The sequence below is a fragment of the Sphingobium sp. AP50 genome (genome assembly GCF_900109095.1).
In the GTDB taxonomy this organism is placed as follows: domain Bacteria; phylum Pseudomonadota; class Alphaproteobacteria; order Sphingomonadales; family Sphingomonadaceae; genus Sphingobium.
Genome location: NZ_FNYZ01000016.1, coordinates 53,184 through 69,690 on the forward strand (window position 1 = coordinate 53,184; position 16,507 = coordinate 69,690).

Annotated in this window: 17 protein-coding genes; 15 read left to right on the forward strand and 2 right to left on the reverse strand. The window is 57.0% G+C overall.

Annotated features, from left to right (window positions below; genetic code table 11):
- Nucleotides 1–14: 14 nt before the first annotated feature.
- Entirely contained in the window at nucleotides 15–1,337 is a 1,323-nt protein-coding gene (locus BMY84_RS21300) for a phage terminase large subunit (RefSeq protein WP_093086398.1), read from the forward strand.
- Nucleotides 1,338–1,340: 3 nt separating this feature from the next.
- Here BMY84_RS21300 and BMY84_RS30215 read toward each other — a convergent pair whose 3' ends face one another.
- Nucleotides 1,341–2,189 carry a nucleoside 2-deoxyribosyltransferase gene (locus BMY84_RS30215; RefSeq protein WP_218146999.1) on the reverse strand — a complete coding sequence of 283 codons (849 nt, stop codon included), beginning with the start codon at nucleotides 2,187–2,189 and terminating at the stop codon, nucleotides 1,341–1,343.
- 83 nt (nucleotides 2,190–2,272) lie between these two features.
- Here BMY84_RS30215 and BMY84_RS21310 point away from each other — a divergent pair, with 83 nt between their 5' ends.
- Nucleotides 2,273–3,697: a DUF4055 domain-containing protein gene (locus BMY84_RS21310; RefSeq protein ID WP_093086400.1), complete on the forward strand. Its 1,425-nt coding sequence runs from the start codon at nucleotides 2,273–2,275 to the stop codon at nucleotides 3,695–3,697.
- On the opposite strand, the gene BMY84_RS21315 is transcribed toward BMY84_RS21310, so the two are convergent.
- Complete coding sequence (locus BMY84_RS21315; RefSeq protein WP_093086401.1) at nucleotides 3,664–3,987, reverse strand: hypothetical protein; 324 nt, start codon at nucleotides 3,985–3,987, stop codon at nucleotides 3,664–3,666. The genes BMY84_RS21310 and BMY84_RS21315 overlap by 34 nt on opposite strands.
- A 531-nt stretch (nucleotides 3,988–4,518) precedes the next feature.
- On the opposite strand from BMY84_RS21315, the gene BMY84_RS21320 reads away from it, so the two are divergent.
- The 13 genes from BMY84_RS21320 to BMY84_RS21380 all read left to right on the forward strand — a co-directional run bounded on the left by BMY84_RS21320 (nucleotide 4,519) and on the right by BMY84_RS21380 (nucleotide 16,500).
- Nucleotides 4,519–6,162, forward strand: coding sequence for a minor capsid protein (locus BMY84_RS21320; RefSeq protein ID WP_256215349.1), 1,644 nt, complete (start codon nucleotides 4,519–4,521; stop codon nucleotides 6,160–6,162).
- On the forward strand, nucleotides 6,152–6,346 hold the full coding sequence (locus tag BMY84_RS21325) for a hypothetical protein (protein ID WP_093086405.1): 195 nt from the start codon (nucleotides 6,152–6,154) through the stop codon (nucleotides 6,344–6,346). The genes BMY84_RS21320 and BMY84_RS21325 overlap by 11 nt, the downstream gene beginning before the upstream one ends.
- A 14-nt stretch (nucleotides 6,347–6,360) precedes the next feature.
- Complete coding sequence (locus BMY84_RS21330) at nucleotides 6,361–7,053, forward strand: hypothetical protein (protein ID WP_093086406.1); 693 nt, start codon at nucleotides 6,361–6,363, stop codon at nucleotides 7,051–7,053.
- A 103-nt stretch (nucleotides 7,054–7,156) separates the two neighbouring features.
- Entirely contained in the window at nucleotides 7,157–7,792 is a 636-nt protein-coding gene (locus tag BMY84_RS21335) for a hypothetical protein (protein ID WP_093086408.1), read from the forward strand.
- Between the two features lie 114 nt (nucleotides 7,793–7,906).
- Nucleotides 7,907–8,905 (forward strand): major capsid protein, encoded by a 999-nt coding sequence (locus tag BMY84_RS21340; RefSeq protein WP_093086409.1) that lies wholly within the window; start codon nucleotides 7,907–7,909, stop codon nucleotides 8,903–8,905.
- Between the two features lie 65 nt (nucleotides 8,906–8,970).
- A complete protein-coding gene (locus tag BMY84_RS21345) occupies nucleotides 8,971–9,411 on the forward strand; it encodes a DnaT-like ssDNA-binding protein (RefSeq protein ID WP_093086411.1) in 441 nt (146 codons plus the stop codon).
- Complete coding sequence (locus BMY84_RS21350) at nucleotides 9,408–9,761, forward strand: hypothetical protein (protein ID WP_093086412.1); 354 nt, start codon at nucleotides 9,408–9,410, stop codon at nucleotides 9,759–9,761. Before BMY84_RS21345 ends, BMY84_RS21350 begins: the two co-directional genes overlap by 4 nt.
- On the forward strand, nucleotides 9,758–10,066 hold the full coding sequence (locus BMY84_RS21355) for a hypothetical protein (protein WP_093086414.1): 309 nt from the start codon (nucleotides 9,758–9,760) through the stop codon (nucleotides 10,064–10,066). Before BMY84_RS21350 ends, BMY84_RS21355 begins: the two co-directional genes overlap by 4 nt.
- A 7-nt stretch (nucleotides 10,067–10,073) precedes the next feature.
- Nucleotides 10,074–10,487, forward strand: coding sequence for a hypothetical protein (locus BMY84_RS21360; RefSeq protein WP_093086416.1), 414 nt, complete (start codon nucleotides 10,074–10,076; stop codon nucleotides 10,485–10,487).
- 65 nt (nucleotides 10,488–10,552) lie between these two features.
- Nucleotides 10,553–11,470, forward strand: coding sequence for a phage tail tube protein (locus BMY84_RS21365; protein ID WP_093086417.1), 918 nt, complete (start codon nucleotides 10,553–10,555; stop codon nucleotides 11,468–11,470).
- Nucleotides 11,471–11,514: 44 nt separating this feature from the next.
- A complete protein-coding gene (locus BMY84_RS21370; RefSeq protein WP_143075123.1) occupies nucleotides 11,515–12,048 on the forward strand; it encodes a hypothetical protein in 534 nt (177 codons plus the stop codon).
- Nucleotides 12,049–12,074: 26 nt separating this feature from the next.
- Nucleotides 12,075–12,392 (forward strand): phage tail assembly chaperone, encoded by a 318-nt coding sequence (locus BMY84_RS21375; RefSeq protein ID WP_093086421.1) that lies wholly within the window; start codon nucleotides 12,075–12,077, stop codon nucleotides 12,390–12,392.
- A gap of 7 nt (nucleotides 12,393–12,399) precedes the next feature.
- Nucleotides 12,400–16,500: a tape measure protein gene (locus BMY84_RS21380; protein ID WP_093086423.1), complete on the forward strand. Its 4,101-nt coding sequence runs from the start codon at nucleotides 12,400–12,402 to the stop codon at nucleotides 16,498–16,500.
- The last annotated feature ends 7 nt before the right edge of the window (nucleotides 16,501–16,507 follow it).

The window sequence follows — 16,507 nt, forward strand, 5'->3', positions numbered from 1 at the left end:
ACCCTAAATAATGGGTGACCACCCTTACCCTCTACCCTGACCAGCATCGCATCGTCGAAGCGGTCCAAGATCATGAATCCGTTCTCGCCTATGGGTCATCCCGTGGCGGCAAGACCTACGTTTTCTTTGCCCTCATGGTGATGCGTGGCCTGCACTATGCCGGGTCGAACCACTGCGTCATCAGGCAGACCGCAGCGTCAATCCCCTCCACTGTCTGGCCCACGGCCATGGCTGTCCTCAAGGCGCTGGCACCGGGCTATCACGAACATATCGAAGCTAGCACCGGCACGCGGTGCATCACACTGCACAATGGGTCGACCATCTGGTTTTTCGGCTGTCAGGACGACAGTGCGGTCGAAAAGATCATGGGCGCAGAATTCGCCACCATCCTCCTGAACGAAGTCGTCCTCCTGTCCCATGAGACCTACGAAAAGGTCATCACCCGCCTTAACGCCAGCGATGTCGACAAGACTGGCGTTCGCATTGCCACCAAGCTGTTTGCAGATTGCAACCCCAAGTCCAAATCCCACTGGGTCTATCAGCAGTGGGTCGACCATAAAGTCCCCGGCACCGATCGCCCGATCGTCGATCCTGAAGAACATGCGTGGGTCGCGTTCGACAAGGATTCCAACCCCGATGTCGATCCGAATTATTACCGTCGAATGCTCAACTTCAATGATGAGCAGCGTACTCGATTTCTAGACGGTGAATGGTATGATGAACTGGAGGGCGCGCTGTTCAGCCGCGCCGACCTCAACGATAACCGATCATCGACCCCTGACGCCTTCGACCTGACCGTCGTCGCCATCGATCCAGCGATGACCAGTGGGCCGGAAGCGGACGAAACCGGCATCTTCGTTTGCGGGGCGGTGGGGCAGGAGCCTGACGCCCATTATTACCCTATCGAAGACCTCAGCGGCCGGTATCACCCGCAAGAGTGGGCCACCAAGGCGATCGAAGCCTACTGGCGGCATGGTGCCAAATGCATCGTGGTCGAGGTCAATCAGGGCGGCGACCAGAACGCCTATATCCTCCATTCGATCGATCCCCGCGTGAACATCGAGACGGTTCGTCCGGGGCAAGGACAAGGGAAGAATGAGCGGGCGAAGCCGATCGCCACGCTTATGAGATCGAGGCGCATCCACCACCCCTACGATGAAGGCGAGTTCAAGGAATTGGAACGCCAGATGCTGTCCATGACCGGCGACTATGACCGCAAAAAGGGCAAATCCCCCGATCGGTTCGACGCTTACGTCTATGCGATCAGTGAACTGCTGACCGGCAAGGGGCCAGTGCGCCCGGTCGTCATCAGCAAGATCAAGGGGTGGTTCAATTGAATACTAAAATGGTAGTTCGTCTACACTCAAAGACAGATCAAGATTCTCCGTGAATGTTCCTTCGGAGGTGTACACCTCAATAATAATATAGCCTGTCAAATCGTAAGAGTCCTTCAACTCATCTCCTTTCCACGTTGATGCCATTTGTCGCTTTCCTTTGACTTTAATCTGCCCCCACATGCCGGGAGATAATTTTGTGATCGGTGCTTTCACGAAATGCCGGATCACTTTTTTTACAAGTTCGGATTGTCCGTGGGCGCAATCCTCTCCAGACTGCGAAAACGTCCAACCCTTGGCTGTATGTATGTAAATTGCATCGATTTCCGGCGACTTTCTTTTCGACTTGTTCGCAATATATATTACAATATCTACTACGGCTGTTGCAGAATATTTTGTTTTCTCAAGAATTCCGTTAGCGCTTTTCAATTCTATGGAAAACGCATTAGTTTTCTGCTTCTCCCGCTCGGATTTCAGCCAATTAATTTCTGCTGTGAGTTTGGATTTTAGCGTTTGGATAGAGCCATTATAGATGACGTGGCGATGGTGCTTCATGTCAAAGGGGATATCATCCGCCGATTGCGTCAGCAGCGTGCATAGCTTGCCGTGAGCATGTGCGTATCCAACTTCATAAAATACGTTTGGGTTTCGGCCGGTCATATCAGCGATTACGAAATCGGCTGCGTCAATCTGCCGATAGATTCGTTCTAGTATCGTTTCAGAAAACGTCTGTTCATCGACGCGCTCGGCCACAACTCCGCATTCGGTGGCGACAGCCTGAATCCCAAGCTTGTAGATATCGTCGAATGTATCATCAAACGGCATCAAAACAAATGCGAACGGCTTGACGGTCAATGTGGCACTCCCAAAAAACACGTAGTTCCTGTTAAGGCGTAAGGAGCGGGCCAATACAAGTGTTTGGTTTTCCTAAATAGGATATGACCGAATACACCCCGCAGACCATCCACGTCATCGATCCTGTTATTGCTGAGTACCACGACGAATGGGCAGTAAACCGTGCGATGATCGCTGGAGCGCGCATGGTCCGCGCAGGTGGTGAGAAATTCCTACCCCGTCTGCCTTCCGTTGACGTTGCGCAGCACAAGGCCATCATCGAACGCACCGCGTTCTTTCCCGGCGCGTCTCGCACCCATGAAGGTCTGATGGGCCTGTTGTTCCGCAAGCCGCCCAAGGTCGACGCAGAAGAACGCTTCCTCACCCTCCTCAACACGATCAAGGCCGACGCTGGTCCGATCGAAGACCTTGCTGAAGATGTCGCTGACGAACTGCTGTCGGTCAATTTCGGCCTGCTGCTCACTGACCTGCCAGCCTCCAGTCAGGCCATGTCGGTTGCGGAGGAAGAGAAGCTGGGTATCCGACCCCGCATCCTCATCTACCGCGCTGAAGCCATCCTTGGGATCGATGTCGGGCTGGTCAATAACAGGCAGCAGGCGGTGAATATCCGGCTCCAGCAGGACGTCGACACCATTCGCGAACTTATGTTGGTCAACGGCGTCTATCAGGTCCGCCTGTGGACTCGCACGAAGGTGAAGGGCAACCGGCAGTCCCAGTGGTTACCCGGTCCAGCGATTACGCCCACTCGGCTAGGCCAAGCCATTGACGAAATTCCCGCCACCGTGATCACACTCGGACGTCGCCTTCGACCATCGACCGCGCCCTTGACCGACGTGTGCGATCTCAACCGCAGCCACTACCATGCCAGCGCCAATCTTGCGACGTGCGACTATTGGCTGTCCAACCCGATCCCGTGGACCACTGGCGCAAAGCCGCGTGATGACGTCGCCATCAGTCCCGGCACGATGTGGCAATTCGAGGAGGAAAACGCCAAGGTCGGGATGCTTGAGTATACGGGCGCGCAGGCCGCCCAGCTTGAAAGTCGCGCCAATAATCTGCGCGACTATATGGCGTCGGCGGGTGCGCGAATTCTGGCCCCTGAAAAGGCAGCCGTAGAATCAGGACAGGCATTGGAAATCCGTAACGCGGCGCAGACCGCATCGCTGGATCAGGTCCGCCGTACCACGAACCGCATCATTCTTGACCAGATACAGTGGGCGGCATGGTGGGCCGGTGCAGACGAAACGCAGGTTGTTTTTGAGATGAGCGGCGACTTTACCAGCGCCAAGCTGAGTTCGGAGGAGCGTAAGCAGATCGTGGCTGAATGGCAGGCAGGCCTCTATTCACACGAACAGGCGATCGAACGCATGGTCGCCGGTGGGGCGCTGCCAGAGGATTTCGACATTGAAGCGGACAAGGATCGGATGGCCATGGAAGCGGCTGACCGCCCTCCGGTCGACACGTTTTCGGATAATCAGTTTGCCGTAGGCGTGGCAGATTCCATGTAGCAATTGACCGTGTGATCCACGACGGCTTTCCGCTCCAATTCGTCGGCGATGTAGCCAGACTTTACGCCCTTCATGCACAGTTCGTAGGCGGATGGTTTGGCTGCTTCGTTTGCGAAGAAAGCAATACCTACGCAAATCACGAATGCGACGGTCAACCCGATGAAATTCTCGCGGGAATAGGATTTTGCGTCGGGATCATCGCTTGGCCAAATAAAGGTCATAGCCATTCGCGCGACTGACAAGCCCAAGCAAACAGCGAGAATAGCAGTCAGCCAAAATACGAACGTCATTGATCCACCCCCGCAATCAGATAGCTGGCGCTGTCATAAGTTTTTGCGTTTTGCAATGGCTTGCTGACCGGTCGGAGATTGCCCACGTCTAAATAAAGGGTGGATCAAGACCGCCTCAGAGACCTTACATATCGGCACCAGCTTGGTGCGTACGCCGTCGGTAATCAAATCGGCGACGACATCGTACGGCTCCTCAACCGCAACGACGATGACCTCACCGACCAACTGACAAAGCGATATGCGCGGATCGAAGCCGATGGCTTTGACAAGGGGCCGGCCACGACCAAGCGGTTGGAAGACATCCGTGAGATGTTTCGCAAGGTCAACAAGGAGTCCTATCAGGCGGTCCGTGATGGCTTGGTCGCCAGCCTGACCGACGTCGGACTGTTAGAGGCGGAATTCGCTGCCGGTGCGATGCTGGCCGTGGGCCTCAGCGTCGATCTTGGAACCGCGATCCCGCCGACAGCCGTCCTCAAAACTCTCGTCACCACGACCATGCTGCCCTTCAGCAAGGATGGTGTCACCCGGTTGATGCCTTGGCTGGATACGCAGGAGGCGGGACGCCTGCGGGCGCTGGAGGGGGCGCTTCAGCTTGGTATCTTGCAGGGACAGACTACGGGCCAGATGGTCCAGCGCATCCGTGGGACCAAAGCCAAGAATTACAGCGATGGCGTTCTGAACGCATCCCGCAACGGTGCCCAGACGATCGCCCGCACAGCGACCGCTGGTGTCCAGAACGCTTCGCGGCTCGAAACCTATCGCCGCATGAAGACGATCAAATTCGTCGAGTGGTCCAGTGTACTGGATAGTCGGACGTCCGATCCCTGTCAGAGCCTCAGCGGTAAAATCTACCCCATTGATGATGTGCCACAGGCTCCACCTATCCACCCCAACTGCCGGTCGACGCTGATCCCGCGCCGGGACAACGAAGGGACCAAGCATCGACCGTTCCCGGATTGGCTTCGCGATCAATCAGCCGATGTGCAGGACGGGATATTGGGCAAGGCGCGAGGGGAAATATTCCGCGCCAATCCAAAGATGAATTACGATGCGTTCTTCAAGGAAGTAGGCGGCCGACGCCGAACCTTGAAAGAGTTGCGCGAGTATGACGCCAGTCTGTTTGGCGAGAAGGCTGCACCGGCCCCGAAGGGGCCAGGCCTTCGGCCTGTCCCCGCTAGGTTCACCAGTCCAATCGACCCGGATGTCAGCGCTGCGACGATCGCAGTCTTGAAAAAGAAGGATGTGACCAAAGCGCTGAACGCGAGAATGGCGGCTAGCGCTGCTGATCCGCGCTATGATCCGCGCCCTGAATTCCGCGACGTTAACGTCAAAGATATCGGGAAGGCGGTCCTGAACGCCGATTTTACCGATGAGGCTGCCAGCATGATCGCAGCGCTGATGCCGGAACTGGAGAAGCTGGCTGACGCCTTCGCCATTCCCCGACTGCGGGCGATCAAGAGCGGCGGCGGCACCACGACTATGGGAACCATGGGCGACGGCGTGCTGCGCCTGAACCCAGTGTACATCAATGGTTTTGCTGCGGAGGTCGGCGGTGGTGCGGGCACCAAGGTTGCTGCCAAGGTCATCGCGGAACGGGATGCGCTGGCCATGCAGTTGCAGGCAGAACGGGATGCCATTGATGCGGTCAAGGTCGCGATCCAAGGCGCAACCGGTCAGGAAAAGGACGATATGATCCTTCGCTATCTCGACATGGCCGATGCCTTCAATGCAAAGCGCCAGCAGTGGTTGAAGCTGGACAAAAAGGTTCTGGCAGCAAGGCGCACTGATTCCGCTGCTGATCGACCGGTGTCCCAGTGGAAGCCCGGTGATGACGTGAAGGAGAAGCCCTTCAACGCCATAAATTATTTCGAGCGGCCTTTGGATCGTGCGCGCATGTTGTTCTACCATGAATTTGCGCACCATGTTCATCAGATGCGTGGGAAGCAGGGACGCCGTTCACAGGTCGGGACGCCACCGATTGAGAAGGCGCTGGCGGCCATGTTCCGCGACCTCACGAATTATGATAATCTGCCGTCCCGCTATTCCAGCGAGAATGGCCATGAATGGTGGGCCGAAAGTTTCGGCCTCTACTTCATGGGACGCAAGGATTTGGCTGATCCCAAGGTCGCTGAATTGATCGAAAGGCTTTTGGATGAGGTGACTAATGGCAATTGATGAAATAGTTGAACTGGTCCGGGATCGTGGTTCGAAGCTGAATCAGTATGACCTGAACCAGATTAAGATGATCGCGGTCGATGTGCCGCTGGAGGACAGCGAAGACCTTGCCATGGTTTTCGAAGGGATCGCGCTTGTCGTGAACGACCCGCTCTATGAGGGTGACATTCCGCCCATGGAATGATTTATGCTGCGCCCATGATCGCGTTGATGGGGCAAGCATTGGTGGCATACGGTATCTGGACGGCGCTCGGTGGCCTCTACTCTTTAGTGGACCATTGGCAAACGCTGATCACGGGGTTCATGGCGCTGGGGGCTGCCTATCTCACATATCGCCCGGTGCGCGAACAACTCAAGCTGACGCAGACGCAGTCGAACGCAGTTATGCGCGACATGCTTCTGAACCGTCAGAAAGAACTTCAGCAAGCACAAGAAGCCATTGAAGAAAAAGTATACAATGCAGTGACGAAATTGTCATTTGCGCTCGACATCTTTAGCACGGACAAAAAGCTAGATAATGATGATGCTTTTGAGTTCAGTCAGTCCCTGACTCGGGCGATGGCTTGGCTTCGTGTGCGGTATGTTTGGAGAAACTCGGTTTCAGTTGAAATGGCGCGCACGAAAGTCGACGAGTCTCTCGAAAAACTTGTCTCGCTCCTTGATGAAATTTGGGGGCCACATGCGGATCAGCAAAATGATGACATCCACAGATACACGAAAGCGGAATGGGCTAAAGTCCTGAGACGTTCCGATGAAGCAAAAGAAGAAATTCAAAATGCTAATTTTGATGTCATAAACGCTTTAAACGCGATGATGATGGAAATAAGCCGTGAAATTCGTGCCATTGATTCGAAATTGAGCAAGCTAGACGACGTGCTTCTGTCCGCTTGACAGTTCCTTTCGCCTCCTTCGTCTAAATAGATCGTCACGGGTGGCCCGTGATGCTCAACGCGGGAAGCCCGCAACCACGAAGGGGAAGCCCCAGAAAGGAACTATGACAGACAATACCACTGAAACAACCGACGACCTGTCGGGACTGAAAACGAACAATGCTGAACTCCGCGCCGCGCTGAAGAAGGCGAAGAATGACGCCAAGCAGTTCGAAGATCGGCTGACCGAACTTGAGGCAGAGCGCGAAGCCGCCGCCGATACGGGCGAGACCGAACTGGAACGCCAAGCCAACACCCACAGACGCGCTATCGAAGCCCTCAACGCCACGCTGAAGGAACGTGACGCGACCATTGCGACATTGGGCGCTGACCTCTCCACCTATAAGATCGATGCCGTCGTTACCCAGCTTATGGGCGAATATCGCGTTATGGGCGATCACCATGACATGGTCGCGGCGTTCCTGAAGGCGAATGTCCAGATGGTCGATGGCGAACCGATGGTAGGTGCAATTCCCTTCTCCGATCACGCCAAGTCCTTCCTGACCAGTGACCGGGCAAAACTCTACATCAGCGGGGGCCAGAACAGCGGCGCTGGTGCGACCGGCGCAACTGCGTCCGCGTCCAGCGTGGCGAACAAGCCTTGGAACCAGACCGAATATCAAATCCTCAAAAAGGACGATCCGGCTGCTGCTGCCCTATGGGCTGATGCTACCGGCAATGGCTTCCTCAATCCAAAGTAACACCGCCTGACCCAAAAGTAATGTCCCGAAAATCGGAAAACGCTCGCGTGAATAAATAATCGCGGGCGTAGACCGCAAATCTCGGAGCGCCATTACCTTTGGAGAATTCAAAACATGGCGTTTACGACGTTTGAACAAATTTACGATCCGGTCGATTTTGCGGCCGCAGTGCAGAACTACACACTTGAGAAATCCGCCTTTGTCCAGTCGGGCATTCTGGAACGTAGCGGCGAATATACAGCACGTCTGCTTTCCGGTGGTGAATTTGGCGAACTGCCGTTCATCGACGATCTGACCGGTGAGGAAAGCGTAGCGTCGGGTGTCGCGTCTGAACTGATTTCGCCCGATCCCGTCACCATGGGTAAGATGGTGTATCAGAAGGATTTCCGCACGAAGTCGTGGGGCGTTCCTGACCTCGTTGCCCGCATCGCAGGCGAAGACCTGATCGGCGCTGCCGTCAAGCTGGTAGGTGATTACCGCCTGCGCCAGCAGCAGAAGACCCTAATCGCCAAGTTTGCCGGTTTCGCAGCGAGCAACGTGGCGAACAACGCCGGGGACATGGTCAAGGATATCTCGATCGACACCACGGCTTCCCTGACTGATGCGCACAAGATCAGCTTCAACGCGATCCTTGACGCTACCCTGACGATGGGTGACCGCTTCGATGAAATCACCGCGATGGTGATGAATTCGGTGCAGTGGGGTCAGCTTATGCGCATCGACGCGGCCAACGTGGTCCGCAAGAGCGATATCGAGCCGTTCAACCGCTACTATGGCCGTATCGTCATCATCGACGATAGCATCGGCTATCATCAGGGAACCAACAAGCAGATTCATACCTGCTACCTGCTCGGTACCGGCTCGGTGGCGTTCGCCACCGGAAATGAGCGTTCTGTGATCGTCCGTGACGAGAAGGCTGGTATGGGCTACGGCGCGACCGAACTGGTCACCTCCTATGATCAGCTTATGCACATCAAGGGTTCGACCTCGAAGGCTGCACTGATCGGCAGCGGTAAGTCGCCGACCAACGACACTTACAAGCTGGCTGCTTCCCATGAGCGCGTCTTCGACCGCAAGGCCGTCAAGCTGGCGTTCCTCAAGACCAACGGCTGATTGAACAACCAACGACAGGAGAGGGGCGGGCAACCGCCCCTTTTTTGTGCCTGTCTAAATACGACATGAGCATCATCGTCGAAGACGGGAGCGGAATCCCTCAATCCAATAGTTTCGCATCGGTCGCTGAAGCCGACGCTTTCCACGCCTTGCGCCTGTACGCTGACTGGACCGATGCCGGTGAGCCGCAGAAGGTCAGCGCCCTTGTTCGCGCCACCGATTATGTTCGTTCCGCGTACCGGGTGACCGGGCTTCCCGAACCAGTGAAGGCGGCGACCATCATGCTGGCGCTATATGCGTTGGCTGGACCACTGTCCGGCCCGGCTGAACGCGGCATCAAGGGTCAGACCGAAAAGCTGGAGGGGACCGGCGAAATCTCCACCATCTATGACGACGCCCAACCCGGTGACCCTTATCCCGGCATCACTGCAATGCTGTCCGATGTCGCCGAACGCAAACGCCCTGATGCCCCGGCTGGTCTTGTCGTGGGGAGGCTGATCCGGTGAGCCTCAGCGATCGTTTCCGTGATCTTCGTGACCGACTGGGGGACCGCTTCGAACTGCCCAGCATTACCATATCCCACACGTCTACCGTCCGATCCGATGCCGACCGTGCCGCTGGCCGCAAGGGATCATCCTCGACGATCGCCATGACGGCGCGGGGCACCCTTGGATCGCGCAAGGTTTTTGTCTCCGAAGGCGTCTACCGGCAGGAAGCCACCGTGCGATTGGATAAGCCTGTCCTACCCGACGATGTGCTTACGATCGGCGCACGCACCGTGACGGTTCTGACTGTCGAGGAAACCAATCCATTCGGTGAGGATACGGCCATCATCTATCTGGCTGTCGTAAAATGACCTCCCGCCGCTACTCCGTCACGGTCGACCTGACCGGTGTCGTGGATGGTCTAATGGAAGCGGTTCAGGACATCATCGAAGAGAAGACGACCGATGTGTTCGTCATCCTGACAAGTGCGCCGCCGCAGGGCACCCCGATCGACACGCGGGCAGCATCGAATAACTGGCAGATGGATTTCTCTGATCCGATGAACCCGGCGCTGACGAACCATCTGCCCTACATCCTCAAACTGGACGATGGATCGTCATCGCAGTCACCGGCTGGCTTCATCGGCCGCGCCATTGATGAGGGCTGGTCAACCTAAATACGTTGTGACCACCGCTTTCGACGACATCGTTGCCTTACGCCTGCGCTTCCAATCTGTCTGGAACGCGACATTTTCCGGCGTCCCCTATATCTTCGATAACGAACCTCAGATCGACGGACATGAAGGCACTTGGGCGCGCTTTTCCGTCCAACCCGGTGAGCAGAAGCGCCGTCCCGGCGTGGCGCTGCGGACCTATGATCAGCGTGGCTGGGCCTATCTACAGGTCTTCATGCCGGAAGATGAAGCCGACCGCGATGGGTGGGCGATGGCTGAAGAAATCGGCAATGCGTTTCGCGACTGGCATTCGGAAGATTGGCGTGTTCGGACTGAAGCGCCTGCCTATAAGTCGATCGATCGTGAAGGTGAACCCTACACGATCCTCGTTACGATCAAATACAAGGCCGAACACAGAATCTGAAATCGACCAAAATTCCTAAATAGAGCGGGGCGCGTAGCTCCTCAAATCTAATAGGAGTTTTCCGAATGGCTGATACCGCCGATACAATTCTTTCTGTGATCCGCGAGGTTACCCCCGGCGTTACCCCGACGGCCGCCCCCGGTTTTCGTTACCTCGACACCACCGATGCTACCTTCAACACGTCTGCGGCTAATCAGATCACGTCTGATATCACCCGCGCCAACCGCGCACCCGGCGATATGGTCACGTCGGGCTTCTCCGTCGACGGCAGTCTGGCGGGCGAATGGCGTCGTGACACCACCCTAGAGTTGGTGCTGGAAAGCGCTCTCGGCAGCGCGAAGGCCTCGAACAAGATCGTGGGCGGCAGCGGCAATATCTACAACACGTTTGAGCAGCGCATGACGACCGGCACCGGCTCGTTCCTCTACTTTGCCAATGCGGGCTGCCGGACCTCTGAATTCGGCCTGACGCTGGACGCGCAGAGCAAGGCGACGTGGAGCGGCAGCATCATTGGTATGGCCCAGACGCAGCGCACCGCCATCATGACCGGTGCGACCTATACCGCAGCTACGCAGGGCAAGCTGATCGACGGTTCGGGCGCTGGGTCGATTACCATCGCTGGCCTGACGGCAACCGCCTATTCGATCGATTTGCGCGTGACGACCAACCTATCGCCGAAATTCGGCCTGTTTGCGCCTGATGCTTTCGGGATCGCCACGGGCGGTAACCGCGTCACCACGATCACCATTCAGGGCTACCGCGATGACCTCAACCCGGACACGGTCTTCGCGCGCAACACCCCAATCCCTGTTTCCTTCGCGCTGGGCGGTGGTGTTGGTAACGTGACGACTGTCGCTATGCCGCGCTGCTTTGCGATGCCGCTGGAGCGTCAGACCGCCGACAACAGCGAAATGTGGAGCGTCCAGCTTTACGCTGCCAACGATACCACGCTGAACAGCGAAGTATTCTTCACGTTCTCCTGATCCCTTCACTGCTACCGGATTGGAAGAACGGGGGCGGTTCCACCTTGTGGGGCCGCCCTTTCTCATGGCCGTATAAATACAAAAGCATATTGCATAGCAGGAGTATTATGGTTCAGTTCAAAAAGACCAAGTCGCGTTACGATTATAAAGCGGCAATGGCTGGTCGACGTTGCGAAATTGACGATGTTTTCACTGGCGTGACCTATGGCCCGTTCCTTTGCGGTCTTGTCGATGACGCGCTTCCCCGTGTCCGCGTGGCTTCGGAAAGAATTCAGCGCAAGTATCAGGGTTCGGACAACAGCAAGATTTCCGATCTCGAAAAGATGAAGCGCCTGATCGAAATTCTGGTCGAAGTCGGCGGCCTTCTGGGCTGGGAAAACATCCTTGATGCCAATGACAAGCCGGTCCCGTTCACGGTCGAAAATGCCATCAGCTTTTTCAGCCAGCATGACATTGACGAGGAGACTGGCAAGCCGATCATGACACATGAATGGCTCTACCATAAGGTCGCGAACTTCTGTTCCAACCTTATCAATTTCCAGCCTGTCGATCAGAAGGGCTTGCCTGAAAAAAACTGATCAGGCGCATCGTGCATGAAGTCGAGATGGGTGATCGCATCGCAAATTGGCGGGCGATTGCGCACCTCGACGGGCCGCAGGCGGAAAAGGCCCGCATTCAGTTGGCCAAGATTCCCGACCTATCGGATTATGAATTCGGCTTCTACCGCGCCTTTGGTGACCTTTCGACCGAACGGCCGATCGGTATGGCGGCAGGCCCGATCCCACGAAGCGCCATCGTCGCATATGCCGATGAGGCAGAAATGGACTGGACCGATTCCGCGATACTGTTGCGCGTGATCCGGGCCGTTGACACCGCCTACATGCAGGCCGTGGCAAAACAGCGTGGGGGCGGCGGAACCTAAATAGGGGATGAGTTCCGCCCCCGCTGCATCCCCGATTGTCAGGATTGTCGTCGATTCCAGTGCCGTCGTGCCTGCGGTCAACGCCGCTAACAACCATCTTGGTCGCCTTGGTCAAACCGGTAATGGCATCCAAGACATTTTTGATCGACTGGCCAATGCGTTCGGCGGCGCGGGGAGCGCAGCCGGTGGCGCTGCTACCCAGACCAGCGCCCTCCAGCGTATCATTAGCGGACTAGGTGCAAGTGCATCGGCTGCCGCCAACCATATCGGTGGACTGGGCGGCGCGTTCACGTCGATCGGCTTGGCTGGCGCTGCACTAGGGATCACTGCCGTCGTCGGCGGTATGGCAGCGCTGGGAATGGCTGCGGTCAAAACCAGCGCGCAATTCCAGTCGTACCGGGCCAGCCTGACCACGGTGCTGGGGGACACGGATAAAGCCGGACAAGCGTTCGACCGGCTGACCGAATTTGCTGCGAAGACTCCCTTCAGCCTCGATCAGTCGGTTGAGGGCTTCATCAAACTCAAGGCTCTGGGCCTCCAGCCTAGCGAAGCCGCTATGATATCCTATGGCAACACGGCCAGCGCTATGGGCAAAGACCTCAACCAGATGGTCGAAGCGGTCGCGGATGCCGCTACTGGTGAATTCGAGCGGTTGAAGGAATTTGGGATCAAGTCCGTCAACGAGGGGGACAAGGTCAGCTTCACATTCCAGAACGTAAAGACGACGGTCGCCAATAACTCGCAGGAAATCCAGAAATACCTGATGGCCATCGGCAACACGCAGTTTGCCGGGGCGATGGACCGTCAGATGGAAACCTTCGCCGGTGCTGCGGCCAATCTGTCCGACACATGGTCCCAGACGCTCGCCAAGATCGGTGATGGCGGCCTGTCCACGTCAATCGCACGTGTGATGAACATGATTACCAGCGGCATCGAAAGCGCCACACCGATCTTGGTCGGGCTGGGCAACGTGATGGCTGGGGTCGTGAATGGCGTGGCATCAATCGGGTCAGGCCTGTCGTCGCTGTTCTCCGGCATGGTGACTAACGGCGGTGTTGGCCTCACTTTCGTGGAAACCCTGACTCTTGCGCTAAATGTAGTCGGGCAGGGCGCACAGGTCGCGGGCAACCTCATCGGAGGCGCATTTTCACTGGCTGGCGGCGTGATAGGTGGCGTAGTTGGTACGGTGCGTACCCTATTTGCGGGGCTATGGGACTGGCTCGGACTCTCATCCAGCAAGTCCACCGGGGATATGGGAGTGTCGTTCGTCGGCGTCCTGCGGTCTGCCAAATATATGACCGAACAGCTTCCTAAGCTGTTCAGCATTGCGCTCGGCACGATCGGCGGCATGTTCAGCACGATCGGCAAACGGGTCGCAGATTTCTTCGGAGGGAACTGGTCGGCGTTCGACGGGATGGGTGATGCGCTAGCTGCCCAGTTCAATAAGGGCACCGCAGCGCTTGGCAAAATCTCTGATAAGGCAACTGCCATCGCCAAGGATAGCAAGGGTGCTGCCGATGCTTGGGACCGGATGCTTGGGCGTGAAAAGAAGAAGGGCGGCGCAACCCTCGACGAACTGGCTGGGCCGGTACCAACCGCGACGGCTGATCCAAAGAAGGACGATGGAAAGGCCAAGGCTGCGGCCGATGCGCTGAAAAAGCAGACAGAATTCTGGAAGGCTCGCGAAAACGAACTGGCGACGGCCAAGTTGCTGACCCTTGAGGCAGAAGTTTTCGGCAAGGAACTGGAGTTTCAGCGCAGCCTCGGCCGCGCCATGCTGGGGGACGAAAAGACCCGGCTGGCTTCCATCATGCAAGCCACACGAACAGAAAGCGCTCTGACGGCTCTCAAGCAGGCCCAGCGGGATGCGCAGAACGAATACACGGTTGAAAGTCAGCGGGCGCTGGGACTGACCAGCGAACAGCGTGCGGTAGAGGATCAGCTTTTCCAGCGTCGTAACGACGCCCTCAGCCGTGGCGTTGACATCAGTTCGGCTGCCTATCAGGCGGCAGAAACCGACCTGAAAACTCAGTTGGCGAAGCTTCAGGCGCTCAAGGAACAGAACGCTTTGCTGGCCAAGGCCGGTGACTTTGCACGCCGGTTCAGCGCAGCGTTCGATATGTCGGACCAGCTTCGTCAGATGGGCAAAGAGCGTGACGCATTCGTCAAGGCTTGGACCGATGGCGGCGGCATTATCGAAGGCCAGCAGGTTACCACAGAGGTCTTCGATTCCATTCTTGCGGGATATGATCAAGCGCGGGTTGCGCTGAAAAATCGTCCGCTGATGGATGCGCTCGACAACCTGTCTCGCGCTGGGAGTCTGACCGCACAGGCACAACTCGACCGCTATGACACCCAGTCCGATTATGATCGGGCCAAAGCCTCCATTACGGGATCGGGCCTATCGGCTGCCGATCAGGATCGGGCCATGAAGGAAGTCACCCGCGATTACACACAGCGGATGCGGGAGGCGAACCGACTGGTCGCGAATGATTTCGCCGACACGATGGCGGACGGCGTCCGTGCCATTGCGCGGATGTTCGGCGGCACCATGGGCAAGCTATTGGACAACTTCGGTCAAGCGATCGACAATATGTCGGCGAACGCAGATGGCACTAGCCCGATCGCCAAAGTGCTGACCCGGATCGATGGCACGCTCGGTAGCGGGTTCGCTGACGGCGCACGCAACATGACCGATTGGGGTAAGGGTCTGAAAGACCTGAGCAACCCGCTCCAGTCTCTCAAGGATGGGTTTAGCGGGCCGAACGGTTCCTTCATGAAGGGTATCGGTCAGGCCGTTGGCGGCGCAATGCAAGGCTACGAAATGGGCAGCGCGATCGGGGGCGGTATGGAAGCGATCGGCCTGAAGGGCAGCGGTACCGGCGCGCAAATTGGTGGGACCATCGGCGGTCTGACTGGCAATCCCCTGATCGCGGCGGGTGCGTCGATACTGGGCGGATTGGTCGGCAGCATCCTGCGCAAGCCGAAATATGGTAGCGCCGTTGTTACTGGTGGCACAGAAGCCGACGTCAACGTCACCGGCAACAAGTCCAAATATCGTAAGGCCGCATCGTCGGCGGCGGGATCGGTGCAGGAAGGTCTGGCGTCGATCGCTGAAGCCTTCGGTGGCGCAGTCGGCGCGTTCGATCTTGTGATCGGTACTTACGAAAAGAAATGGCGGGTGCGCGATACCTCGACCGGAATGGACAGCAGTCGCCTCAACTTCAAGGGATCGTCCGCCAACGGCCTCCACGATTTCGGCGACGATAGTGCGGCTGCCATCGCCTACGCGATCCAGAACGCGATTGAGGATGGCGCGATCACCGGGATCAGCGATCTTGCGAGCAAGGCACTGAAGCAGCTTGGTGCAGACGGGGCGCTTTCACTGGTCGAAGGCTTCAAAACGATCGAAAATGGGATCGACGAAATCCTTGATCCGATCGGCTATAGCCTGCGTTCGCTCAACAGCCCGTTGGATGACCTCAAGCGCCAGATGGAAGCGGTGGGCGCATCGTCGACCGATTTGGCCAAGATCGAACAGTATCGCCAACTCAAGATGGATGAACTGCGCAAACAGCAGCTTTCCACCGTCGACGATATCCTTGCTTCGATCCGGGGCGAAGCCGCAGGACGGACTGCGCTCGACATCCTGAACGAAAATCTGGCGACGTTCGACAGCTATCAGGATCGTATCGCTGCCGGTGACAATACCATCGACCAGTCGGCCTATGCTGCTTTGGTAGAAAAGATCATGGCTGGCAGCAATGAGGTCTGGGGTACCGCAACCAGTCAGAATCGTTCGATCCTCAAGGAAATCGAGGAAACCACGCTTGCGCTGCGCAAGAATATCGAAACCGGCTTTAATTCTGCGGCCGGAGCCGATGCCGTCACGGCGGCCAACGATGCCACCAACGCGGCGATCACGGCCCAGACCACTGCGATCGTCAACCAGCAGACAAACACCAATGTGGCGTTGGCGGAGAATAACCAGCTTCAGCGGGCCATCTTGGCGGCGCAGGAGGCGCAGGCGGCAGCGCTTCAGACACTGGTGAAGAACACGACTATCCTGTCGGACGGTCGCGGGACGACCTCGAACGGCCAGCGCTAAATAGGAT